Here is a 22377-nt window from a genome sequence, read left to right on the forward strand (position 1 = left end):
TCTGTTCTCGTGGGTGGCCGCGGTGCGTTCAGGCCCGGTCGTCGTGGGTGGGGTCGGTGCCGGTGCGGTCGGCGTCGGCGGGGTGGTCGCCGGTGCGGTCGAGGGCGGTGGCCCGGCGCACCACCGCCTCCAGGGCGCGGAACCAGGTGCGGGCGAGGTCCCGTACGGCGTCCTCGGTGAGGAGTCCGGCGGCGTAGGCCCAGTGGGCGGCGAGTTCGGGGCCCTCGGGGCGGTCCTCGGTGAGGGCGTTGAGGGTGAGGGCGTGCGAGAGCGGCATGCCCGGGTCGGCGTCGAGGTCGGCGGCGTCGTCCTCGGCGGCGTAGGACCAGTCGGCGGCCTCCGGGTGGTCGAAGCGGCCCATGTAGTTGAACTCGATCTGCGGTTCGCCCAGTCGGGCCAGGCGCGGGCCGGTGGTGGGGTTGAGGTGGCGCAGGAGCCCGTGGCCGATGCCCGCGGTGGGCAGGGCGGCCAGGTGCGCGCGGACCCGGGCGAGGGCGGTGTCGAGCGCGGGCCCGCCGGCCAGGGCGTCGGCCCGGTCGGCGTCCCCCGGGTCGAGCCGTACCGGTACGACGCTGGTGAACCAGCCGACGGTGCGGGACAGGTCGGCGTCGCCCGCGAGTTCCTCCTCGCGGCCGTGGCCCTCCAGGTCGACCAGCACCGCCCCGCCCGCCCCGCCCGCCCCGAGGGTGCGGGACCGCCAGTCGCCGACGGCGAGGGCGAACGCGGTGAGCAGGACGTCGTTGACGGTGGCGCCGAGGACGGCCGGGACCCGGCCGAGCAGCGGCCCGGTGACATCGGCGGGCAGGGTCAGGGAGAGGTAGCGGGTGGTGGCGACGGTGTCCCGGGCCGGGTCGAGCGGCCGGGCCAGGGGCAGGTCGGCGCCCGCGGCGAAGGTGTCGGTCCACCAGGGCAGTTCGTCCTCGGTGGCCGGTTCGCCCGCGCGGGCGGCGAGCAGCCGGGACCAGCGGGCGAACGACATCTCCACGGGGGCGGGGACGGGGGTGCGGCCGGTGCGGACGGCGGCCCAGGCGGTGGCGAGGTCGGGCAGCAGCACCCGCCAGGAGACGCCGTCGATCACCAGGTGGTGGACGAGGATCAGCAGCCGGCCGTGCCGTCCGGGTCCGGCGTCGAACCAGACGACGCGCACCATGGCCCCGGTGTCGGGGTCCAGGCCCGCGCGGGCCTCCTCGGCGTGCCGGGTGATCGCGGCGCGCAGCTCGGTCTCCCGGACGTCGACCCGGCGCAGCCAGGTGCTGACGTCGGTGTCCCGGGCGGGCGGCACGTCGAGGACCGGCTCGGGTCCGCGCACGAGCCGGGCGCGGAGCATGTCGTGCCGCCCCGCGAGCGCCCGCAGCACGTCCAGCAGTCCGGGTTCGGTGAGGTCGGCGGGGGTGCGGACGAGGGCCACCTGGTGGTAGGCGGCGATGGGGCCGCCGCGTTCCAGCAGGGCGCGCATGATCGGGGTGAGCGGGACGGTGCCGGTGCCGTCGTCGTGGGCGGCACGGCGTTCGCCGGCGGCGAGGGGTGCGGCGACGGCGGCCAGGGCGGCGACGGTGCGGTGCCGGAAGACCTGGCGCGGGGTGACGCGCAGTCCGGCGGCGCGGGCGCGGGCCACCAGTTGCATGGCGACGATGCTGTCCCCGCCGAAGGCGAAGAAGTCGTCGTCGGTGCCGATCGCCCCGGCGGGCAGGCCGAGGGCGTCGGCGAACAGGTCACGCAGCGCGCGTTCGGTGTCGTTCGCGGGGGCCCGGCCGCCGCTCGCCGCGGTGAAGTCCGGGGCGGGCAGGGCGGCCCGGTCGAGCTTGCCGTTGGGCAGCAGCGGCAGCCGTTCCAGGGGGACCACGGCGGCCGGGACCATGTAGTCGGGCAGCAGCCGCGCGGCGTGGGCGCGCAGCGCGGCGGGGTCGGCGCCGCCGTCGGGGACGACCGACCAGGCGACGATCCGGCGGAGGCCGGGCCGGTCCTCGCGGGCCATGACGACGGTCCGCTCGACGGCCGGGTGGGCGTCCAGGGCGGCCTCGACCTCGGCGAGTTCGACGCGGAAGCCGCGGATCTTGACCTGGTCGTCGGTGCGTCCGGCGAACTCCAGGAGTCCGTCCTCGTGGTGCCGGGCGAGGTCGCCGGTGCGGTACATGCGGGCACCGGGCTCGTGGGCGTACGGGTCGGCGACGAACCGTTCGGCGGTGGCGCCGGGGCGGTCGAGGTAGCCGCGGGCGAGGCCGGGCCCGGAGAGGTACAGCTCTCCGGTGACGCCGGGCGGCACCGGGCGCAGGGCCGTGTCGAGGACGTAGGCGCGTGTTCCGTGGACGGGGCGGCCGACGACGGGGCGCGTGCTGTCGCGGACGTGGCCGACGAGCGCGTCGACGGTGGCCTCGGTGGGTCCGTAGAGGTTGACGGCGTCGGTCGACGGCAGCGCGGCGAGGCGGGCCCACAGCGACTCGGAGACGGCCTCGCCGCCGAAGCCGACCAGGGCGAGCGGGCAGTCGCCGTCGTCGGTGATCAGCCCGCTGTCCGCCATCTGCGCCAGCAGGGAGGGGGTGACCTCGATGAAGTCGATGCCGTGGTCGCGGACGAAGGCGGCGAGCAGTTCGGGGTCGCGGCGGGTCTCGTCGTCGGCGATGTGCAGGGCGTGCCCGTCGAGCAGCCACAGCTGGGGCTGCCAGGCTGCGTCGAAGGAGAACGACCAGGCGTGGGCGACGCGCAGGTGCCGGCGTCCGGTGCGGCGGCGGGTGGGTTCGTGCAGGTCGTGGCGGTGGCTGTGGAAGAGGTCGGCGAGGCCGCGCTGGGTGACGACGACGCCCTTGGGGCGGCCGGTGGAGCCGGAGGTGTGGATGACGTAGGCGGGGTGGCCGGGGCCGGGCGGGGTGGGTTCGCTCTGCGGCAGGCCGTCCAGGGGGGTGTCGATCCGCAGGACGGGCACGTCGGTCGCGGGCAGCGCGGGCGCGGTCTCCCCGGTGGTGAGGATCAGCACCGGGCGGACGTCGTCGAGCATGCCGCCGAGACGGGGGGCGGGCAGTCCGGGGTCGAGGGGCAGACAGGCGGCGCCGGACCGCATGACGGCGAGGATCGCGGCGATGTGGTCGGCGGTGCGGGGCAGGGCGAGGCCGACGTACCGCTCGGGTCCGGCGCCCCTGGCCGCGAGGACGCGCGCCAACTCCTCGACGCGGGCGGCCAGTCGGGCGAAGGTCCAGGTCGTGCGGCCGTCGGTGACGGCGGTCTCGTCGGGGCTCGCGGCGACCTGGGCGGCGAACAGGGCGGGCACGGTGCCGGGGAGGTGGGCCGCCGGGAGGTGCCCGGTGTCGTTCCAGGTCTCCAGGACGGTGTGCCGGTCGGTATCGCCGAGCAGGTCGAGGCGGCCGACGGGGCGGTCCGGGTCGGCGGCCATGCCGGCGAGGAGGGTGGTGAGGGCGTCGGTGATCCGCCGTACGGTGGCCGCCTCGAACAGGTCGGGGCGGAACTCGGCGGTCAGCCGCAGCCGTTCGGCGGGCTCGACGGCCCAGGCGAACGGGTAGTGGGTGGCGTCCTCGTGGTCGCGGACGGTGCTGCGCGGCACGGCGACGCCCTCCGCCCCGCCCTCCGCCGTGTCCTCCGCGACGGGGTACGACTCGAACACCACGAGGGTGTCGAAGAGTTCACCGAGTCCCGCGGCGCGCTGGATGTCGGCGAGGCCGAGGTGCTGGTGGGCGATGAGCCGGGACTGCTCGTCCTGGATCCGCTCCAGCAGGGCGGCGGTGGACTCCTGCGGGCGCACCCGCACCCGGACGGGCACGGTGTTGATGAACAGGCCGATCATGCCGTCGGCGCCGGGGAGTTCCGGCGGGCGTCCGGCGACGGTCGCGCCGAACACCACGTCGTCCCGTCCGGTCAGCCGTCCGAGCAGCACGCCCCAGGCGGCCTGCACGAGGGTGTTGAGGGTGATGCCGCGGCTCCTGGCGAACGTGTCGAGTCGCGCGGTGTCCCCCGTGCTCAGCTCCGCCGTGTGGGTGTGCGGGACGACGGCGGTGCGGTCGGGGTCGGCGGGGGCGAGCCGGGTGGGTTCGGCGAGCCCGTCGAGCGCCTCGGCCCAGGCCGCCGCCGCGGCGGCCGGGTCCTGTCCGGCAAGCAGCCGCAGGTGCTCGCGGTACGGGGTGGGCGGGGCCGGGGTGCGGCCCGCGTAGCGCGCCCACAGCTCGGCGGTGAGCAGGGGCAGGGACCAGCCGTCCAGGAGGAGGTGCTGGTGGGAGAGGACGAGCCGGTGCCGGTCCGGGCCGAGCCCGGCCAGCAGCAGCCTCAGCAGCGGCGGCCGTTCGGGGTCGAAGCGGCGGCGTTCCTGGGCGAGCAGCCGCTGCCACGCCTCGGTGTCGTCGGCCCGGCCGGTGAGGTCGAGCCGACGCCAGGGCAGGGCGACGGTGCGCGGTACGACGGCGACGGGCCGCCCGGAGGACAGGTGCCGGAAGCCGCCGCGCAGGTTCTCGTGGGCGTCGAGCAGGTCCTGTGCGGCGGTGCGCAGCCGGTCGGCGTCGAGGGGTCCTTCGAGGTCGTAGGAGACCTGGACGGTGTAGACGTCGGGGCCCTCGTCGCCGGAGTCGAGCGCGGCGTGGAAGAGGAGGCCGGCCTGGAGCGGGGAGACCGGCAGGAGTTCCGTGCCCGCGGGCAGGGCGGCGAGTTCGGCGCGTTCGGCGTCGGTGAGGTCGAGCAGGACGGTGTCCGGGCGGCCGGCCGGGCCGACGTCGGTGGTGGTCACCGTGGCGAGTCCTGCGGCGGACTTGTGCCGGAAGACGTCGCGCGGGCTGAACGCGAGTCCGGCGGCGCGGGCGCGGGCCACCAGTTGCATGGCGACGATGCTGTCCCCGCCGAGGGAGAAGAAGTCGTCCTCGACGCCGACGCGTTCGAGGCCGAGGACGTCGGCGACGAGCCCGCACAGGGTCTCCTCCAGCGGGGTGCGCGGGCGGGTGCCGGTGACCTCGGCGGCGAAGTCGGGCGCGGGCAGGGCCCGGCGGTCGAGCTTGCCGTTGGGGGTGAGCGGGAGGGTGTCGAGGGTGAGGACGGCGGCGGGCACCATGTGGTCGGGCAGCGACCGGGCGGCGTGGGCGCGCAGTGCGGCCGAGTCCACGCTCTCCCCCGCGCCCTGGACGACGTAGGCGACGAGCCGTTCGTCGCGGACGAGGACGGCCGCGTGGGTGACGGCCGGGTGGCCGGCGAGCACGGTCTCGACCTCGCCCGGCTCGATGCGGAAGCCGCGCAGTTTCACCTGGTCGTCGGCGCGGCCGAGGTAGTCGAGCGCGCCGTCCGCGTTCCAGCGGGCGAGGTCGCCGGTGCGGTACATACGGGCGCCGGGCTCGTCGGCGTACGGGTCGGCGACGAACCGTTCGGCGCTCAGGGCGGGGCGGTGGAGGTAGCCGCGGGCCAACTGGACACCCGCCAGGTACAGTTCGCCGGCCACGCCGGGCGGGACCGGGCGCAGGGCGGCGTCCAGGACGTAGGCGCGGGTGTTCCACACGGGGCGGCCGATGGGCACGGTGGCGGGGTCGGCGGGCACCTCGTGGGAGGTGACGTCGACGGACGCCTCGGTGGGACCGTAGAGGTTGTGCAGCCGGGTGCCGGGCAGGACGGTGTGGAAGCGGGCGGCGAGCGGGGCGGGCAGGGCCTCGCCGCTGCACATCACCTGGCGCAGCGAGGTGCAGGTCGCGGCGGCGGGTTCGGCGAGGAAGGCGCGCAGCATCGACGGCACGAAGTGGGCGGTGGTGACGCCTTCGCGCCGGATCAGGTCGGCGAGGTGGGCGGGGTCCTGGTGGCCCTCCGGGCGGACCACGACCAGGGTGGCCCCGGTGACGAGCGGCCAGAAGAACTCCCAGACGGACACGTCGAATCCGGCGGGGGTCTTCTGGAGCACGCGGTCGGCGGCGTCGAGGCGGTAGGCGTCCTGCATCCACAGCAGCCGGTTGGTGATGCCCCGGTGGGGGACGGTGACGCCCTTGGGGCGGCCGGTGGAGCCGGAGGTGTAGATGACGTAGGCCGGGTGGCGCGGGTCGTACCGGGTGGGCAGGGGGGCGTGGGCGGGGTGCTCGGGGTGGCCGTCGCCGTCCACGGTGAGGCGGGGCACGTCCGTGGCGGGCAGGTCGACGCCCTCGGCGGTCACCAGGCAGACGGGGCGTGCGTCGTCCAGGGTGTACGCGAGCCGGTCGGCCGGGTAGCCGGTGTCGAGGGGCAGGTAGGCGGCGCCCGCCCGGTGGACCGCGAGCAGGGTGACCACTAGGGCGAGGGAGCGCGGCAGGGCGACGGCCACGAGGGCCTCGGCGCGCGCGCCGTGCGCGGCGAGGGTGTGGGCGAGGCGTTCCACCCTCAGGTCGAGTTCGGCGTAGGTGAGCGCGGTGCCCTCGAAGACGACGGCGGTGGCGGCGGGGGTGCGGGCGGCCCGGGCGCGGAAGAGTTCGGGGAGGGTGAGGTCGGGGACGGTCCTGGCGGTGTCGTTCCACTCGGTGAGGACGAGGGCGCGCTCGTCGTCGCGCAGGACGTCGAGGGCGGCGATCCGCCCGCCGGGGTCGGCGGCGACCTGGTCGAGGAGCGACTCCAGCCGCCGGGCGAGGAGTTCGGCCGTCCCGTGGTCGAACAGGTCGGCGCTGTACTCGATCCAGCCCTGGATGCCGGCGCCGTCGCCCTGTTCGACGAAGTCGAAGCTGAGGTCGAACTTGGCGGTGTCCTGGGCGACGGTGTCACGTCGGGCGGTGAGTCCCGGCAGGACGGGTCCTTCGCCCTGGCCCGCCAGGTGGACGACCATGACCTGGAACAACGGGTGCCGGGCGAGGGAGCGTTCGGGGTTGAGGGCCTCCACCAGCCGTTCGAAGGGCAGGTCCTGGTGCTCGTAGGCGGCGAGGTCGCTCTCGCGGACCCGGGCGAGGAGGTCGGCGAAGGTCGGGTCGCCGGACAGATCGGTGCGCAGGACCAGGGAGTTGACGAAGAATCCGACGAGGTCGTCCAGGGCCGCGTCGGCGCGGCCGGAGACCGGGGCGCCGAGCGGGATGTCGTCGCCCGCGCCGAGGCGGTGCAGCAGGGCGGCCACGGCGGCCTGGGCGACCATGAACATGCTGACGCCGTGGTCGCGGGCGAGGGTGCGCAGGGCCTGTTCGAGGCGGGGCGGGACGGTGAAGCCGACGGTGCCGCCGCGTCCGCTCGACTCGGCGGGGCGGGGCCGGTCGGTGGGCAGGTCCAGTTCGACGGGGAGTCCGGCGAGCACACCGGTCCAGTGGGCCAGCAGGTCGTCTTCGGCCGCGTCGAGCAGGTCGCGCTGCCAGAGGGTGTAGTCGGCGTACCGCGCGGGCAGCGGCGCCCAGTCGGGTGCCCGGCCGGTGCTGCGGGCCGCGTAGGCGGTGCCGAGGTCGGTGTGGAGGGGGCGTTCGGACCATTCGTCGGTGGCGATGTGGTGGAGCAGGAGCAGCAGCACGTGCTCCCGGGGGCCGGTCGTGGACAGCACGGCGCGCAGCGGGAGTTCACGCGCGAGGTCGAAGGGGCGGGCGGCCTCGGCGGCGAGGTCCGGGTACGGCGCGGTGGTGAGCCGGACGCGGGCCTCCTCCGGGTCGAGGACGTGCTGGTACGGCACCCCGTCGACGGCCGGGAACACGGTCCGCAGCGGTGCGTGCCGGGCGACGACGTCGTTCAGGGCGGCTTCGAGGGCGTCCCGGTCGAGGTCGCCGGTGAGCCGCCACACGGAGGGGAGGTTGTACGCCGGGTCGGCCCCCTCCACCTGGTGCAGCAGCCACAGCCGGCGCTGGGCCGGGGACAGCGGGAGCCGTTCGGGCAGCGGGCGGCCGGTCTCCAGGGCGGGCCGTGCGGAGGCGGCGTCCGCGTCGAGGCGGGCGGCGAGCCGGGCGGGGGTGGGGGCGTCGAAGACCGTGCGCAGCGACAGGTCCCGGCCGAGGGCGGCGCGGACCCGGCCGACGAGGCGCATCGCGATCAGCGAGTGGCCGCCGAGGGCGAAGAAGTCGTCGTCGGGGCCGACGCGTTCGAGTCCGAGGACGGCGGCGAACTCGGCACACAGGAGTTCCTCGCGCGGGGTGCGCGGCGGGGTGCCCGCGCTGGTGGCCGTGGTGAACTCGGGGGCGGGCAGGGCCTTGCGATCGAGCTTGCCACTGGGGGTGAGCGGCAGCTCGTCGAGGGTGACATAGGCGGCCGGGACCATGTGCGCGGGGAGCACGGCGGCGGCGTGGGCGCGCAGGGCGGTCGCGTCCACCACGGGGCCCACGGCGGGGACGACGAAGGCGACGAGCGCCTGACCGTGCACGGCGACCGTGGCGTGCGCGACGGCCGGATGGGCGGCGAGCACGGCCTCGATCTCGCCGGGCTCGACGCGGAAGCCGCGCACCTTCACCTGATCGTCGGTGCGGCCGAGGTATTCGACCGTGCCGTCGGCCGTCCAGCGGGCCAGGTCGCCGGTGCGGTACATGCGGCTGCCCGCCGGACCGTAGGGGTCGGCGACGAACCGTTCGGCGGTCAGGCCGGGCCGGTCCAGATAGCCGCGGGCCAGCTGGACGCCCGCCAGGTACAGCTCGCCGGGCACGCCGGGCGGCACCAGGCGCAGGCCGGCGTCGAGGACGTGGAGGCGGGTGTTCCAGACCGGGCGGCCGATGGGGACGGCGGTCGCGCCGGGGCCGATCTCGATCGCGGTGACGTCGACGGATGCCTCGGTGGGGCCGTAGAGGTTGTGCAGTCCGGCGTCGAGCACCTCGTGGAAGCGCCGGGTCAGGGCAGCCGGCAGGGCCTCGCCGCTGCACATCACGCGGCGCAGGCCGGTGCAGTCGGCGGCGGCCGGCTCCTCCAGGAAGAGCTGGAGCATCGAGGGCACGAAGTGAACGGTGGTGACGTTCCGGGCGCGGATCAGCCCGGCCAGGTAGGCGGGGTCACGGTGGCCCTCGGGCCGGGCGACGACCAGGGTTGCGCCGGTGATCAGCGGCCAGAAGAACTCCCACACCGACACATCGAAGCTGGAGGGCGTCTTCTGCAGCACCCTGTCCTCGGCCGTCAGCCGGTAGGTGTCCTGCATCCACAGCAGTCGGTTGACGATCCCCTCGTGCGGGACGACGACACCCTTGGGACGGCCGGTGGAACCGGAGGTGTAGATGACGTACGCCGGGTGCCGGGGGTCGTACGACGTCGGCAGCTCGCCCAGCGGGCCGGTGGGCAGGACGTCGCGGACGACACACACCGGGCGGGCGTCCTCAATCATGAGAGCGAGCCGGTCCTCCGGGTAGTCCGGGTCCAGTGGCAGATAGGCGGCACCCGCGCGGTGCGTGGCGAGCAGCGCGACGACAAGGTCCGCCGAGCGCGGCAGGGCGACGGCGACGGTCCGCTCGGGGCCCGCGCCGAGGCCGGCCAGGACGCGGGCGGTGTGCTCGACCCGAACGTGCAGTTCGGCATAGCTGAGCCGCTGTTCTTCGAAGACGAGGGCGGTGGCGTCGGGGGTGCGGGCCACCTGGGCCCGGAACAGTTCGGGGAGCGTCAGCTCCGGGACGGCCCGGGCGGTGTCGTTCCAGCCGGTGAGGAGCCGGGCCCGTTCGTCCTCGTGCAGGATCTCCAGGTCCCCGAGCGGGACGTCCGGTGCGGCGGCGGCCTGCGCGAGGAGCCGGGTCGCGCGGGCGGCCAGCGCCTCGGCCGTGACGGGGTCGACGAGGTCGGTGGCGTACTCCAGGAGCAGGAGCACACGGTCGGACTCGTCGACGTAGGTGAAGTGCAGGTCGAATTTGGCGGCGCCGGTGTCCATGTCGTACCAGTCGGCGGGCAGTCCGAGCACGGTGGCGGGGTCGCCGTCGGGGCGGTGGTGGTAGCCCAGCATGACCTGGAAGAGGGGGTTGCGGCCGGCCGCGCGGGGCGGGTTGACGGCCTCGACGACCCGGTCGAAGGGGATGTCCTGGTGCTCGAACGCGGTGAGGGAGCGCTCGCGCACCCGGGCCAGCAGACCGCGGAAGGTGAGCTCGCCGTCGTGCGGGCGGGACAGGTCGGCGCGCAGGACGAGGGTGTTGACGAAGAAGCCGACCAGGTCGTCCAGGCCGCTGTCGGTGCGGCCGGCGATGGGGGCGCCGAGGGGGATGTCGTCGCCCGCGCCCAGCCGGTGCAGCAGTGCGGCGGTGGCGGCCTGGAACACCATGAACATGCTGGTGCCGGTGGCGGCGGACAGTTCGCGCAGGGCCCGCCCGGTCTCCGGGGACACGGTGCGGCGCACGGTGGCGCCGCGGCCGGTGGGCTCCGCGGGCCGCCTGCGGTCCAGGGGCAGCGTCAGTTCCTCCGGGGCGCCGCGCAACGCCTCGGTCCAGTAGGCGAGTTGGCGTTCGCCGAGGGTGCCGAGCAGGCGCTCCTGCCACAGGGTGTGGTCGGCGTACTGCACGGGCAGCGGGGGCCGGTCGGGGGCGCGGCCCGCGGCGCGGGCGGTGTACGCGGAGTCCAGGTCGGCCAGGAACGGCCGGTCGGACCACTCGTCGGTGGTGATGTGGTGCAGGACGAGGGCGACCACGTGGTCCTCGGCGCCGACCCGGAACACCTCGGCGCGCAGCGGGAGTTCGCGGGTCAGGTCGAAGGGCCGGCGCTGCGCGGACTCGACCAGCGCGGGCAGGTCGGCCTCGGCGCAGTCGGTGAGGGTGAGCGGCGGGCGTGCCTCCTCGGCGGCGACGATCCGCTGGTACGGCACGCCGTCGTGCTCGCCGACGAGGGTGCGCAGCGACTCGTGCCGGACCGTGACGTCGTGCAGGGCGTCGTGCAGCGCGGGGACGTCGAGGGTGCCGCGCAACCGGACGACCAGCGGGAAGTTGTACGCCGCCCCGCCCTGTCCGGGTGCGTCGGTGAGGTGTTCCACGAGCCACAGCCGGCGCTGGGCGGCCGACAGCGGGACGCGCTCCGGCCGTTCCTGCGGGGTGAGCGGGGGCCGCGCCGGCCTGCCGTTGTCGGCGCGGCCCGCGAGCTGTTCGGGGGTGGGCGCCTCGAAGAGGTCGCGGATGGCGAGTTCGGCGCCGAGTTCGGTGCGGGCGCGGCTGATCAGCCGGGTGGCGAGCAGCGAATGGCCGCCCAGGTCGAAGAAGTTGTCCTCGGCGCCGGCCTCGGGCAGCCCCAGCACCTCGGCGAACAGCCGGCACAGCACCTCCTCCTGCGGGGTGCGCGGGCCGCGTCCGCCGCCGAGGGCGACGGCGGGCTCGGCGTCGGGCAGGGCGCGCACGTCGAGCTTGCCGTTGGCGTTCATGGGGAGGCCGTCGACGGTGACGAAGGCGGCCGGGACCATGTAGTCGGGCAGTTCACGGCCCAGGTCCTCGCGCAGCCGCCGCACCAGGGCGCTCGCCTCGCGGGCGGCGGTGGGGTCGTTGGCGAGGACGGGGGCGCCCGAGGGGCGGTACAGGCCGCCGGTGAGGCGGGCTCCGGCAGCGAGGAAGACGGCGTCGAACGTTCCGGTCCGGGCCGACCAGGTGGTGAGCACCTGATGTCCGGCGGCCTCGCCGAGCGCGTGCAGGGTCTCCGGGTCGATGCCGTCCTCGGTGGTCCGGCCGTCCGGGATGCCGGTGACGCGCAGGGCGGCGGGCCGGTCGGCGCGGGGGCGTTCGCCGCCGGTGCGGCGGGCCGGCCTCCCGGCGGCGGCCAGGAGCCGGCCGACGGCCTCGGAGGTCAGGCCGCCGCCGGCGAGTTCGCCGACGGTGTGGGCGGTGCTCCACTCGACGGCCGGGACGTCGTCGAGCCGTACGTCGGGCTCGCCGGTGTGGAGGACCACGTCGTAGCGGTGGCGGGTCAGCTCGTTGTGGTGGCGGCCGCGCTTGGTGCGCAGGTCGACGCGGTGGCCGAGGGTGGTGAAGTAGTCCGGGTCGACGAGGAGTTCCTTCTCCAGGCGCAGGCCGCGCTCCACCGCCCGTTCCAGGTCGGCGCCGGTGGTGCCGCGGGCGCGCTGGATCTCGGTGTGGAAGGTGCGGGCGAGGCGCAGGTTGCGGACGTCGCCGACGAAGAGGGCGCCGCCGGGCGCGAGCAGGTCCATGGCTCCGCGCAGCACGGCGGTGAGGTGGTCGAGGCTCGGGAAGTACTGGACGACGGAGTTGATGACCACGGTGTCGAAGTAGCCGGTGGGCAGGCCGGTGAGGTCCTCGGCCGGGCGGCAGCGCAGTTCGACCTTGGCGGCGAGCGCGGGGTCGCGCCGCACCTCCTCGCCGATCTTGCGGATGACGGGCGCGGCGAAGTCGGTGGCCCAGTACGCCTCGGCGTCGGGGGCGAGGCGGGAGAGCAGCAGGCCGGAGCCGACGCCGATCTCGAGGATGCGGCGGGGGTTCAGGGAGCGGATGCGGGCGAGGGTGGCCTCGCGCCACTCGTGCATCTCCTCGAAGGGGATGGGCTGTCCGTCGTAGGAGCTGTCCCAGCCGGCGTACTCCTCGGTGAAGACGGCGGTGCCGATCTCCTCGTACTCGTCGGAGTAGATCTCCTGCCACTCCCCCACCTGGGCGGCCTCGGCGGCGGTCCGCTCGGCGGCGCCGGCACGGGAGGGGACGACGTAGCCGACGAGCCGGTCGTCGCGGACCACGACGGCGGCCTGGGCGACGAGCGGGTGGCGGCTGAGCGCGGTCTCGATCTCGCCGGGTTCGACGCGGTAGCCGCGGATCTTGACCTGGTCGTCGGTGCGGCCGAGGAAGTCGAGGTTGCCGTCGGGGCCGCGGCGCACCAGGTCGCCGGTGCGGTACATGCGCTCGCCGGGCGTGACGGCGAGGTCCGCGGGGGTGGCGACGAAGCGTTCGGCGGTCAGCGCGGGCCGGTCGAGGTAGCCGCGGGCCAGGCCGATGCCGGCGATGTACAGCTCGCCGGGCACACCGTCGGGCACGGGGCGCAGCCAGGCGTCGAGGAGGTGGGCGCGGGTGCCGCGGATGGGGCGGCCGACGGTCGGGGCGGCGCTGTCGAGGGTGCCGCCGCCGAGGGTGTTGATGGTGTACTCGGTGGGTCCGTAGAGGTTGTAGCCGTATGTCCCCTCGGTGTCGCGCAGCGCCGACCAGACGGTCTCCGGTACGGCCTCGCCGCCGAGCAGCACGAGCGGCGGGACGTGCCCCTCCAGCAGGCCCTGCTCGATGAGGAGGCGGGCGTAGGTGGGGGTGACGTTGACGACGTCGACGCGGTGGCGTTCGCAGTAGGCGACAAGCGCCTCGGCGTCGCGGCGCAACTCCTCGTCGCAGATGTGCACTTCGTGGCCCTCGACGAGCCAGAGCAGTTCCTCCCACGACATGTCGAAGGCGAACGACACGGTGTGGGCGATGCGCAGCCGTCGCCCGCCTGCCGACGCGATGGCGGGTTCGAAGATCTCCCGCTGGTGGTTGAGCTGCATGTTCGTCAGGCCCCGGTAGGGGGTGACGACGCCCTTGGGGCGGCCGGTGGAGCCGGAGGTGTAGATGACGTAGGCGGGGTGTTCGAGGCTGAAGCGGCGCCGGACCAGGGTGTCCGGCCGGGCGGCCAGCTCGCGCCGCACCTCGGGGTCGTCGAGCAGGACGCGCGGCAGGTCGCCGTCGAGGGTGGCGGAGACGGCGGTGGTGGTGAGCAGCAGGAGCGGGCGGGCGTCGGCCAGCATCAGGGAGAGCCGGTCGGCCGGGTGGTCGAGCTCCAGGGGCAGATAGGCGGCGCCCGTGCGCAGTACGGCGAACAGGGCGACGACGGTGTCGAGCGAGCGCGGCAGCCCGAGCGCGATCACCCGTTCCGGTCCCGCGCCGCGGTCGAGGAGCAGCCGGGCGGTGCGGTTGACGGCCGCGTCGAGTTCCGCGTAGGTCAGGGTGCGCTCGCCGAAGACGAGGGCGCGGGCGTCCGGGGTGCGGGCGGCCTGGGCGGCGAGCAGGTCGGCGACGGTGTCGACGGGGTCGGGAACCCGGCTCGCCGCGGCCTCGGCGCGCAGGGCGGCGTGTTCGGTGGGCAGCAGCGGGTCGAGGGAGCCGACGGGTGCCGTGAGGTCGGCGGAGAGCCGGTCGACGAGCAGGGCGAACCGGTCGAGGAGGGCGCGGGCGCGGTCGGCGGGGACCAGGTCGGGATGGTGGGTGAGGGTGACGGCGATGCTCCGGCCGGGGGTGACAACGAGGTTGGCCGGGTAGTGGGTGGCGTCGACGTTGGCGACGGCCCGCGCGCCGTGCCGGGTGCGCAGTGCGTCGAGCCGTTCCTCGGTGTCGTTGTTGCGCAGCACGAACAGCGTGTCGAAGAGCTTGCGGTGTCCGGTCTCGGCCTGGAGGACGCCGAGGCTCAGGTGCTCGTACGGCATGAGGTCGAGCCGTTCGCCCTGGAGGCGGCGGAGCAGGCCGAGGACGGGCTCGGCGGGGTCGAGGGCGATGCGGGTGGGGACGGTGTTGAGGAAGAGGCCGATGATGTCGCCGACCCGGGGCACCTCGCTGGGCCGGCCGGCGACGGTGGTGCCGAAGACGACGTCGGTGCGGCCGGTCGCGGAGGCGAGGGTGAGGCCCCAGGCGGCGTTGAGCAGGGTGTTCAGGGTGAGGCCGTGCTCGCGGCCGATGTCCCGCAGCCGGTCGCCGAGTTCGGGGGTGAGCCGGACGTCGAGCCGGTCGGGGACGACGGGTTCGAGGCGGTCGGCGGCGGCCGGTGCCAGCAGGGTGGGTTCGTCCAGGCCGGCCAGCGCGGTGCGCCAGGCGGCGGTGGCGGCCGTGTCGTCCTGGCGCTCCAGCCAGGTGAGGTAGTCGCGGTAGCTGCCGGGCGCGGGCAGGTCGCGGGCGTCGCCGCCGCTCTCGTAGAGCCCGAACAGCTCGTCCAGGAACAGCCAGGCCGACCAGCCGTCCCAGAGGATGAGGTGGCGGCCGACGACCAGCCGGTCGCCGCGTTCCGCGCCGAGGCGCAGCAGGAGCAGCCGGAACAGCGGGGGCGCGGACAGGTCGAAGCGGCGGTGCCGCTCGGCGTCGGTCGACTCCCGCAGCCGTACGTCCTGTTCGGCCTCGGGGAGGTGGGAGAGGTCGACGACGTCGAGGGGGACGTCCGGGTCCTCGACGATGAACTGCACGGGCTGGTCGAGCCCTTCGCTGGTGAAGCCCGCGCGCAGGCCCGGGTTGCGGCGCAGCAGGGTGCGCACGGCGGCGCGGAGCCGGTCGGTGTCGAGGCCGGCGGCGACGTCGAAGGTCTCGTGGACGGTGTAGACGTCGAGGGCGCCCTCGTCGTAGGCCGAGTGGAAGAACAGGCCCTCCTGGAGGGGGGCGAGCGGCCACACGTCGGCGACGGTGCCCGGGGCGGCGAGGGCGCGGACGCGGGCGTGTTCGGCGTCGGTGAGCGCGAAGGCGGCCGGGGCGGGGGCGGGTTCGGCGGTCGGGGCGGCGGCGGTCGGGGCGTGCGCGGCGAGGGCGGCGGGGGTGCGGTGGGTGAACACGTCGCGCGGGGTGAGGCCGAGGCCGGCGGCGCGGGCGCGGCCGGCGACGCCGATGGAGCTGATGCTGTCGCCGCCGAGCCGGAAGAAGTCGTCGTCCGGGCCGACGTCGTCCGTGCCGAGGACGGCGGCGAAGATCTCGGTGAGCGTGCGCTCCAGCGGTCCCTCGGGGGCGCGGCGCACGGCGCGTTCGGCCTCGGGGGCGGGCAGCGCGGCCTGGTCGAGCTTGCCGCTGGGGGTGAGCGGGAGGTCGGCGAGGACGACGTACGCCTCCGGGACCAGGGGCGCGGGCAGTTGTGCGGCGAGGGCGGCGCGCAGCGCGGCGGGGTCGGCGCCGGAACCGCCGGCGGGGACGGCGTAGGCGACGAGGCGCTGGTCGCGGACGACGACCGCGGCGCGCGCCACTTCCGGCAGCCGGGTCAACGCGGCCTCGATCTCGCCGGGTTCGATGCGGTTGCCGCGCAGCTTGACCTGGCGGTCGGTGCGGCCGAGGTAGTCGAGGGTGCCGTCGGGGCGGCGGCGCACCAGGTCGCCGGTGCGGTACATGCGGGCGCCGGGTTCGTCCGCGTAGGGGTCGGCGACGAAGCGGTCCGCGGTGAGCGCGGGGCGGCGGTGGTAGCCGCGGGCGAGCTGGACGCCGGTCAGGTACAGCTCGCCTGGCGCCCCGTCGGGGACCGGGCGCAGACAGGTGTCCAGGACGCGCAGGCCGGTGTTCCACACGGGGCGGCCGATGGGCACGGTGGTGTCGGGGGCGCCGTCGTAGGTGTGGTGGGTGACGTCGACGGCGGCCTCCGTGGGGCCGTACAGGTTGTGCAGGGGTACGCCGGTCAGTTCGTGCCAGCGGCGGGCGGCGGCGCCGGGCAGGGCCTCGCCGCTGCTGAAGACGCGGCGCAGTCCCGCCGCCCAGGAGGGGTCGGCGGTGACCTCGTCCGAGGCGAGGAACGCCTCCAGCATCGACGGCACGAAGTGCATGGTCGTGACGCCCTCGGTCCGCACGAGCCGGGTGAGGTGGGCGGGGTCGCGGTGTCCGTCGGGCGCGGCGAGGACGACGGCGGCGCCCTCGCACAGCGCCCAGAAGAACTCCCAGACGCTCACGTCGAATCCGGACGGCGTCTTCTGCAGCACCCGGTCGCGCGGGTCCAGCGGGTGGGCGCCCTGCATCCAGGCGAGCCGGTTGACGATGGCCCGGTGGGTGACGACAACACCCTTGGGGCGTCCGGTGGAACCGGAGGTGTAGATGAGATAGGCGGGGTCGTCGGGCCGGGCGGCCCCGGCCTGCGGGGCACCGTCGCCGGGCTCGGGGGCCGCCGGGACGTCCGGCGTCTCCTCCGCCGGGGTGTCCGTGTCGACGAGGATCGTGTCCAGGCCCGGGGTCCGGGGCAGGCGGGGCGCGGCCTCGGGGGTGGTGACGACCGTCGTGGTGCCGGAGTCGGTCAGCATGTGGGTGAGGCGGTCGGCCGGGTAGTCCAGGTCGAGGGGCAGATACGCGGCCCCGGTCTTCAGGACGGCGAGCAGGGCCACCATCAGCTCGGCAGAGCGTGGCACGGCGACGCCGACGAACCGCTCCCTGCCCGCTCCCCGGGCCCGCAGCCGCGCCGCCAGCTCCTCGGCCCGCGCGTCGAGTTCGGCGTACGTCAGGGTCGTGCCGCCGAAGACCACGGCGGTGGCGCCGGGGGTGCGTGCCGTCTGGGCCGCGATCGCGGCGGGCAGTGTGGTGGCCGGGACGTGCCGGACCTCCCCGGCCGGATGCGCACCGGCCCGCTCGCGCGGGGTGAGCAGGTCGAGGTCGGCGACCCTGGCGTCCGGGTCGTCGGCGAGGGCGTGCAGGACGAGGGTGAGCCGGTCGGCGAGGGCCTGCACGGCGTCGGTGCCGAGGCGGTCGGCGTGGTGCTTGAGCCGTAGGTCTAGTCGGCGGCCGGGCTTGACGATCAGGGCCAGCGGATAGTGCACGGTGTCGTGGAAGGCGTGCCCGGTCACGGTGATCGTGCCGGTGGGGTCGGTGACGCCGGGGGCGCCGGGGTAGTTCTCGAACACCACGAGCGTGTCGAAGAGTTCGCCGCCGCCCGTGTGCCCGGCGGCCCGCTGGATGTCGGCGAGTCCGAGGTGCTGGTGGTCGAGCAGCGCGCTCTGCTGTTCCTGGAGCCGGTCGAGCAGCCCGCCGAGGGTGTCGCCGGGGGCCCAGCCGAGCCGGGTGGGCAGGGTGTTGATGAACAGGCCGATCATCGACTCGATGCCGTCCACGGCGGCGTCGCGTCCGGCGACGGTGGTGCCGAACAGCACGTCCCGATGTCCGGTGGTGCGCCCGAGGAGGAGTCCCCAGGCGCCCTGCACGAGGGTGCCGAGGGTGACGCCGCGTTCCCGGGCGCGGGCCGTGAGCCGGGTGGTGACGCGCTCGGACAGTTCGACGCGGATCTGCGCGGGCCGCACGGGCGCGGCCGGTGCCGGGGTGTCGACCAGGCGGGTGGGGTCGTCGATCCCGGCCAGCGCGGTGCGCCAGGCGGCGCGGGCGGCCTCGCGGTCGGCGGCCGCGATCCGGCGCAGATAGGAGCGGTAGGGGGCGACCTCGGGCAGCGGGGCGGGGTCCTCCCCGTACAGGGCGAGGAGTTCGCGGTGCAGTACGGGCAGGGACCAGCCGTCCGCGACGATGTGGTGGAACGTCAGGATGAGCCGGGTGCGCTCCTCGCCGGTGCGGATCAGTGCGCAGCGGACGAGGGGCGGCCGGGCGAGGTCGAAGCGGTGGGCGCGTTCGTCGGCGGCGACGGCGTCGGCGAGGGTGCGGCGGAGCGCCGCGTCGCCCTGTGCGGTGAGGTCGACCTCGCGCCAGGGCAGGTGGAGCCCGGAGGCGATGAGCTGGACGGGGCGGCCGTCGGGGGTCTGCCGGAAGCAGGCGCGCAGCGGGGCGTGCCGGTCGAGGAGGCGGTCGGCCGCCCGGCGCAGGAGGGTGCCGTCGACGGGTCCCGCCAGCTCGACGACCTGCTGCACCACGTAGGCGTCGTAGTCGGCGCCGTCCACCTGGGCGTGGAAGAAGAAGCCCTCCTGGAGCGGGCCGAGCGGCAGCGCCTCCTCGACGGTGACGGGGAACTCCCCCTGGAGCGCGGCCAGTTCGTCCGGTCCCGGGACCTCCCAGGGCACGTCGGCGGTGTCCTCGGCGACCGTGCCCGCGCGGGCGACGGCGGCCAGTTCGGCGACGGTGCGGTGGCGGAAGACGTCGCGCGGGGTCAGTTCCAGTCCGGCGCGGCGGGCGAGGACGAGGAGCTGGACGGCGACGATGCTGTCCCCGCCGAGGGCGAAGAAGTCGTCGTCGACCCCGACCGAGGGCACGCCGAGGGCGCGGGCGTACAGCTCGCACAGGAGGTGTTCGCGGGGGGTGGCCGGGGCGCGTCCGGCACCGGCGAGGAGGGTGCGGTCCGGCACGGGCAGCGCTGCGGCGTCCAGCTTGCCGCTGGGGGTGACGGGCAGCCGGTCGAGCGGGACGAAGGCGGCCGGGACCATGTAGTCGGGCAGGAACTCGGCGGCGTGCGCCCGCAGGGTGGTCATCAGCGCGGCGACGTTGCGGAAGGGCGCGGGGCGGTTGGTGAGCGGTCGGCCGCCGCCGGCGCGGTACTCGGCGCCCGGCTCGTCCCGGCCCGCCGCGAGGGGGGTGAACACCGCGTCCAGGCTGCCGTCCTCGGCGTCCCCGTTCCAGGTGAGCGCCGCGCGGTGACCGTGGCGCGCGGCGGTCTCGTGCAGGGCCTCGGGGTCGACACCGTGGGCGCCGGTGGCGGGCCTGCTGCTGTCGTCCAGGGCGTCGAGCGCGGCGAGGTCCTCGTCGAGCCGCCCGTTGGGAATCCCCACGACACGCACCCGCCCGGCCCGGCCGGCGAGCAGTTCCCCGAGCGCCCGAACCGAACCGACCCCGGCCCAGGACGACTCGAAACCCTCGACCACTCCGTCACACCCGGCGATACGGGGGCCGTCGAAGGCGACCGGAGCGGCGACGCCGTCCAGGCCGCCGAGGCCGTCCGGGGCGCCGGGGCCGTCCGGAACGCTGGGGCCGGTCGGAACGCCGGGGCCGGTCGGAGTGGCGAGGCCGCCGGGGGCACCGGGACCCACCGGGCCTGCGGTGTCGTCCGGACTGCCCAGGTCTCTCGGGGCGGCGGGCCCGGCCGGAGCGACGGAAGCGTCCGGCGTGTCGGGGCCGTCCGGGCTGTCGGTGCCGGTCGGAGTGGCGGGGCGTAGGACTACGTCGTAGCGGTAGCGGGTGAGTTCGTTGTGGTGGGTGCCGCGTTTGACGCGGATGTCGGCCGTGAATCCGTCGAGCGTGGCGAAGTAGTCGGGGTCGACGAGGAGTTCGCCCTCCCAGGCGACGGCCCGGTCGACGGCGGCGCGCAGCGCCTCCTTGTCGCCGTCCCGCTCGCCCCGCCCGCGCCCGAGTTCGACCGCCGCGCTCAGGGTGCGCAGCAGCCGCAGGTTGCGGACGTCGCCGACGAAGAGGGCGCCGCCGGGCGCGAGCAGCGCGGCGGCGGAGCGGAGCACACCGGTGAGGTAGTCGCCGCCGGGGAAGTACTGGGCGACGGAGTTGACGACGACGGTGTCGAAGTGGCCCTCGGGCAGTCCCGCGAGGTCGTGCGCGGGCCGGGTGAGCAGGGTGACGCGGTCGGCGAGCGCGGGGACGGCGGAGACCTGGGCGTCGAGGGCGCGCACGGCCTCCTCGGACAGGTCGGTGCCCCAGTACTCGGCGCAGTCCGGGGCGAGCCGGGACAGCAGCAGGCCGCTGCCGACGCCGATCTCCAGGACGCGGCGGGGCCGCAGCGCGCGGATGCCGGCGACGGTGGCCTCGCGCCACTCGCGCATGTCCGCGAGGGGGATCGGCAGTCCGTCGTACATGCTGTTCCAGCCCGCGAAGTTCTCCTCGAAGCCGTCCGATCCGGCGGCGGAGTAGAGGAGTTCGTGCAGGTCCTTCCAGTCGGCGACGCCGGCCTGCGGGTCGGTGTCCGGGCCGCCGTCGAGCGCGGGCACCACGTAGGCGGCGAGGCGGCGTTCACCGGGACGGTCCTCGCGGACGACGACCGCGGCCTGGTCGACGGCCGGGTGGGCGCGCAGCACGGACTCGATCTCGCCGGGTTCGACACGGAAGCCGCGGATCTTGACCTGGCTGTCGACGCGGCCGTGGAACTCCAGCCGCCCGTCGGCCTTCCGGCGGACCAGGTCGCCGGTGCGGTAGAGGCGTTCGCCGGGGTGGGCGGCCAGGTCGGCGGGGGCGGCGACGAAGCGTTCGGCGGTCAGGGCCGGCCGGCCGAGGTAGCCGCGGGCCAGTCCCTCGCCGCCGAGGTACAACTCGCCGGTGACACCGGCGGGTACGGGGCGCAGCCGGTCGTCGAGGACGAAGGCGCGGGTGCCGGGGTCGGGCACGCCGATGGGCACGATGGTGCCGGGCGGGGTGTCCGGGTCGCAGAGCCCGAGCGTGGAGTTGGTGGTGGCCTCGGTGGGCCCGTAGGCGTTGAACATCATCCGGCCGCGCGCGTAGCGGCCGACGAGTTCGGGCGAGACCCGTTCGGTCCCGGCCAGCAGGGTCGCGTCGGCCGGGAGGCGGACGTCGTCGGGCATCGCGGCGAGCAGGGCCGGCGGGAGGATCATGAAGGTGATGCCGTGCTCGTGCGCGTAGTCCGCGAGGGGCGCGCCGGGCACCCGGCGGTCGGCGGGCACGACGACGAGCCGGCCGCCGGAGAGCAGGCCGAGGCACAGGTCCCAGAAGGCGACGTCGAAGCTGGGCGAGGCGAACTGGAGGACCCGGCTGTGCGGGCCGATGCCGAAGCGTTCGCGCTGGGTCGCGACGAGCCCCGCGACCCCGGCGTGGGAGAGCACGACGCCCTTGGGGCGGCCGGTGGAGCCGGAGGTGTAGATCACGTACGCGGCGTGCGCGGCCGTCAGCCCGTCGGCCGCCGCCGGGTCGTGGGTGGGGTGGCCGGCGAGTTCGGCGGCCGTCGCGGGGGCGTCGAGGACGAACGGGTCGGTGCCCGGCGGGAGGTCGGGCAGCATCTCGGCGGTGGTGACGAGGCAGACCGGGCGGGCGTCGTCGAGCATGTACGCGATGCGGTCGGCCGGGTAGTCGGTGTCGACGGGCAGATAGGCGGCGCCCGCCTTCAGGACGGCGACCTCGGCGACGATCATGTCGGCGGAGCGCGGCACGGCGAGGGCCACGACCCGCTCGGGGCCGGCGCCCCTGGCGACCAGGGCGTGCGCCAACCGGGCGGCGCGGGCGTCGAGTTCGGCGTAGGTGAGCCGGACGTCCCCGTGGACGAGGGCCACGTCGTCCGGGCGGGCGGCGACCTGCTCGGCGAACATGCGGGGCCAGGTGTGCGCGGGCACGTCGTGCGCGGTGTCGTTCCAGTCGACGAGGACGTGGCGGCGTTCGTCGTCGGTGAGGAGGGCGAGGTCGGCGACCTGGGTGTCCGGGCGGGCGAGGGCGTCGGCGAGGAGGGTGCGGTAGTGGCCGAGGATCCGCTCGGCGGTCTCCGGTGCGAAGAGGTCGGCGCGGTGGTCGGCGCGCACGCGGGTGCCGTCCACGGACAGGGCGAGGTCGAGCGGGCCGCCCTCGTCCCAGGGTGCCCCGCCGAAGCCGGTGGCGCACAACAGGCCGCCGCCGCGGGCGGGTTCGGGGTCGAGCAGCCGCAACAGCCCGGCGGTCGGCAGCCGGTGGGCCTCGGCGTCGGCGCGTACGGCCCGGACGTGGGCGCGCAGCTCCGCGAAGGGGGCGCCGCCGTCGACGGCGATCCGCAGGGGCAGCCCTTCGTGGGCGACCGTCACCTCGGTCGCCGACGGGCCGCCGTAGCGGTGCAGGAGCGCCACGAAGGCGGTGAGCAGGGTGTCCGGGTCGGCCGGTGCCCCGAGCGTGGCCGCGCGTCGCGCTCGGGGCACCGCGCCGTGCGGGCGGGGCGGATACGGGAAGTCGGCCGGCAGTGAGGTCTCCGGTGCCGGTGCGGCGAACCGCTCCCGCCAGTAGTCCTCGGCCGTCGTCCCCTGCGCAGATGAACGTGTGTTGCCCGACACAGCTGCCCGTGCCTCCCCATGCGGTG

The 22377-nt window shown here is 75.6% G+C and carries 1 protein-coding gene; it reads right to left on the reverse strand.

Features of this window, described 5'->3' with window-relative positions; all coding sequences use genetic code 11:
* Positions 1 to 28 precede the first annotated feature (28 nt).
* The gene (locus tag AB0F77_RS04370) at positions 29 to 22351 is read right to left on the reverse strand and encodes a non-ribosomal peptide synthase/polyketide synthase (protein WP_361941197.1); all 22323 of its coding nucleotides are present in this window, start codon (positions 22349 to 22351) and stop codon (positions 29 to 31) included.
* Positions 22352 to 22377 lie beyond the last annotated feature (26 nt).

The organism is Streptomyces sp. NPDC026672, from assembly GCF_040638185.1.
GTDB lineage: Bacteria > Actinomycetota > Actinomycetes > Streptomycetales > Streptomycetaceae > Streptomyces.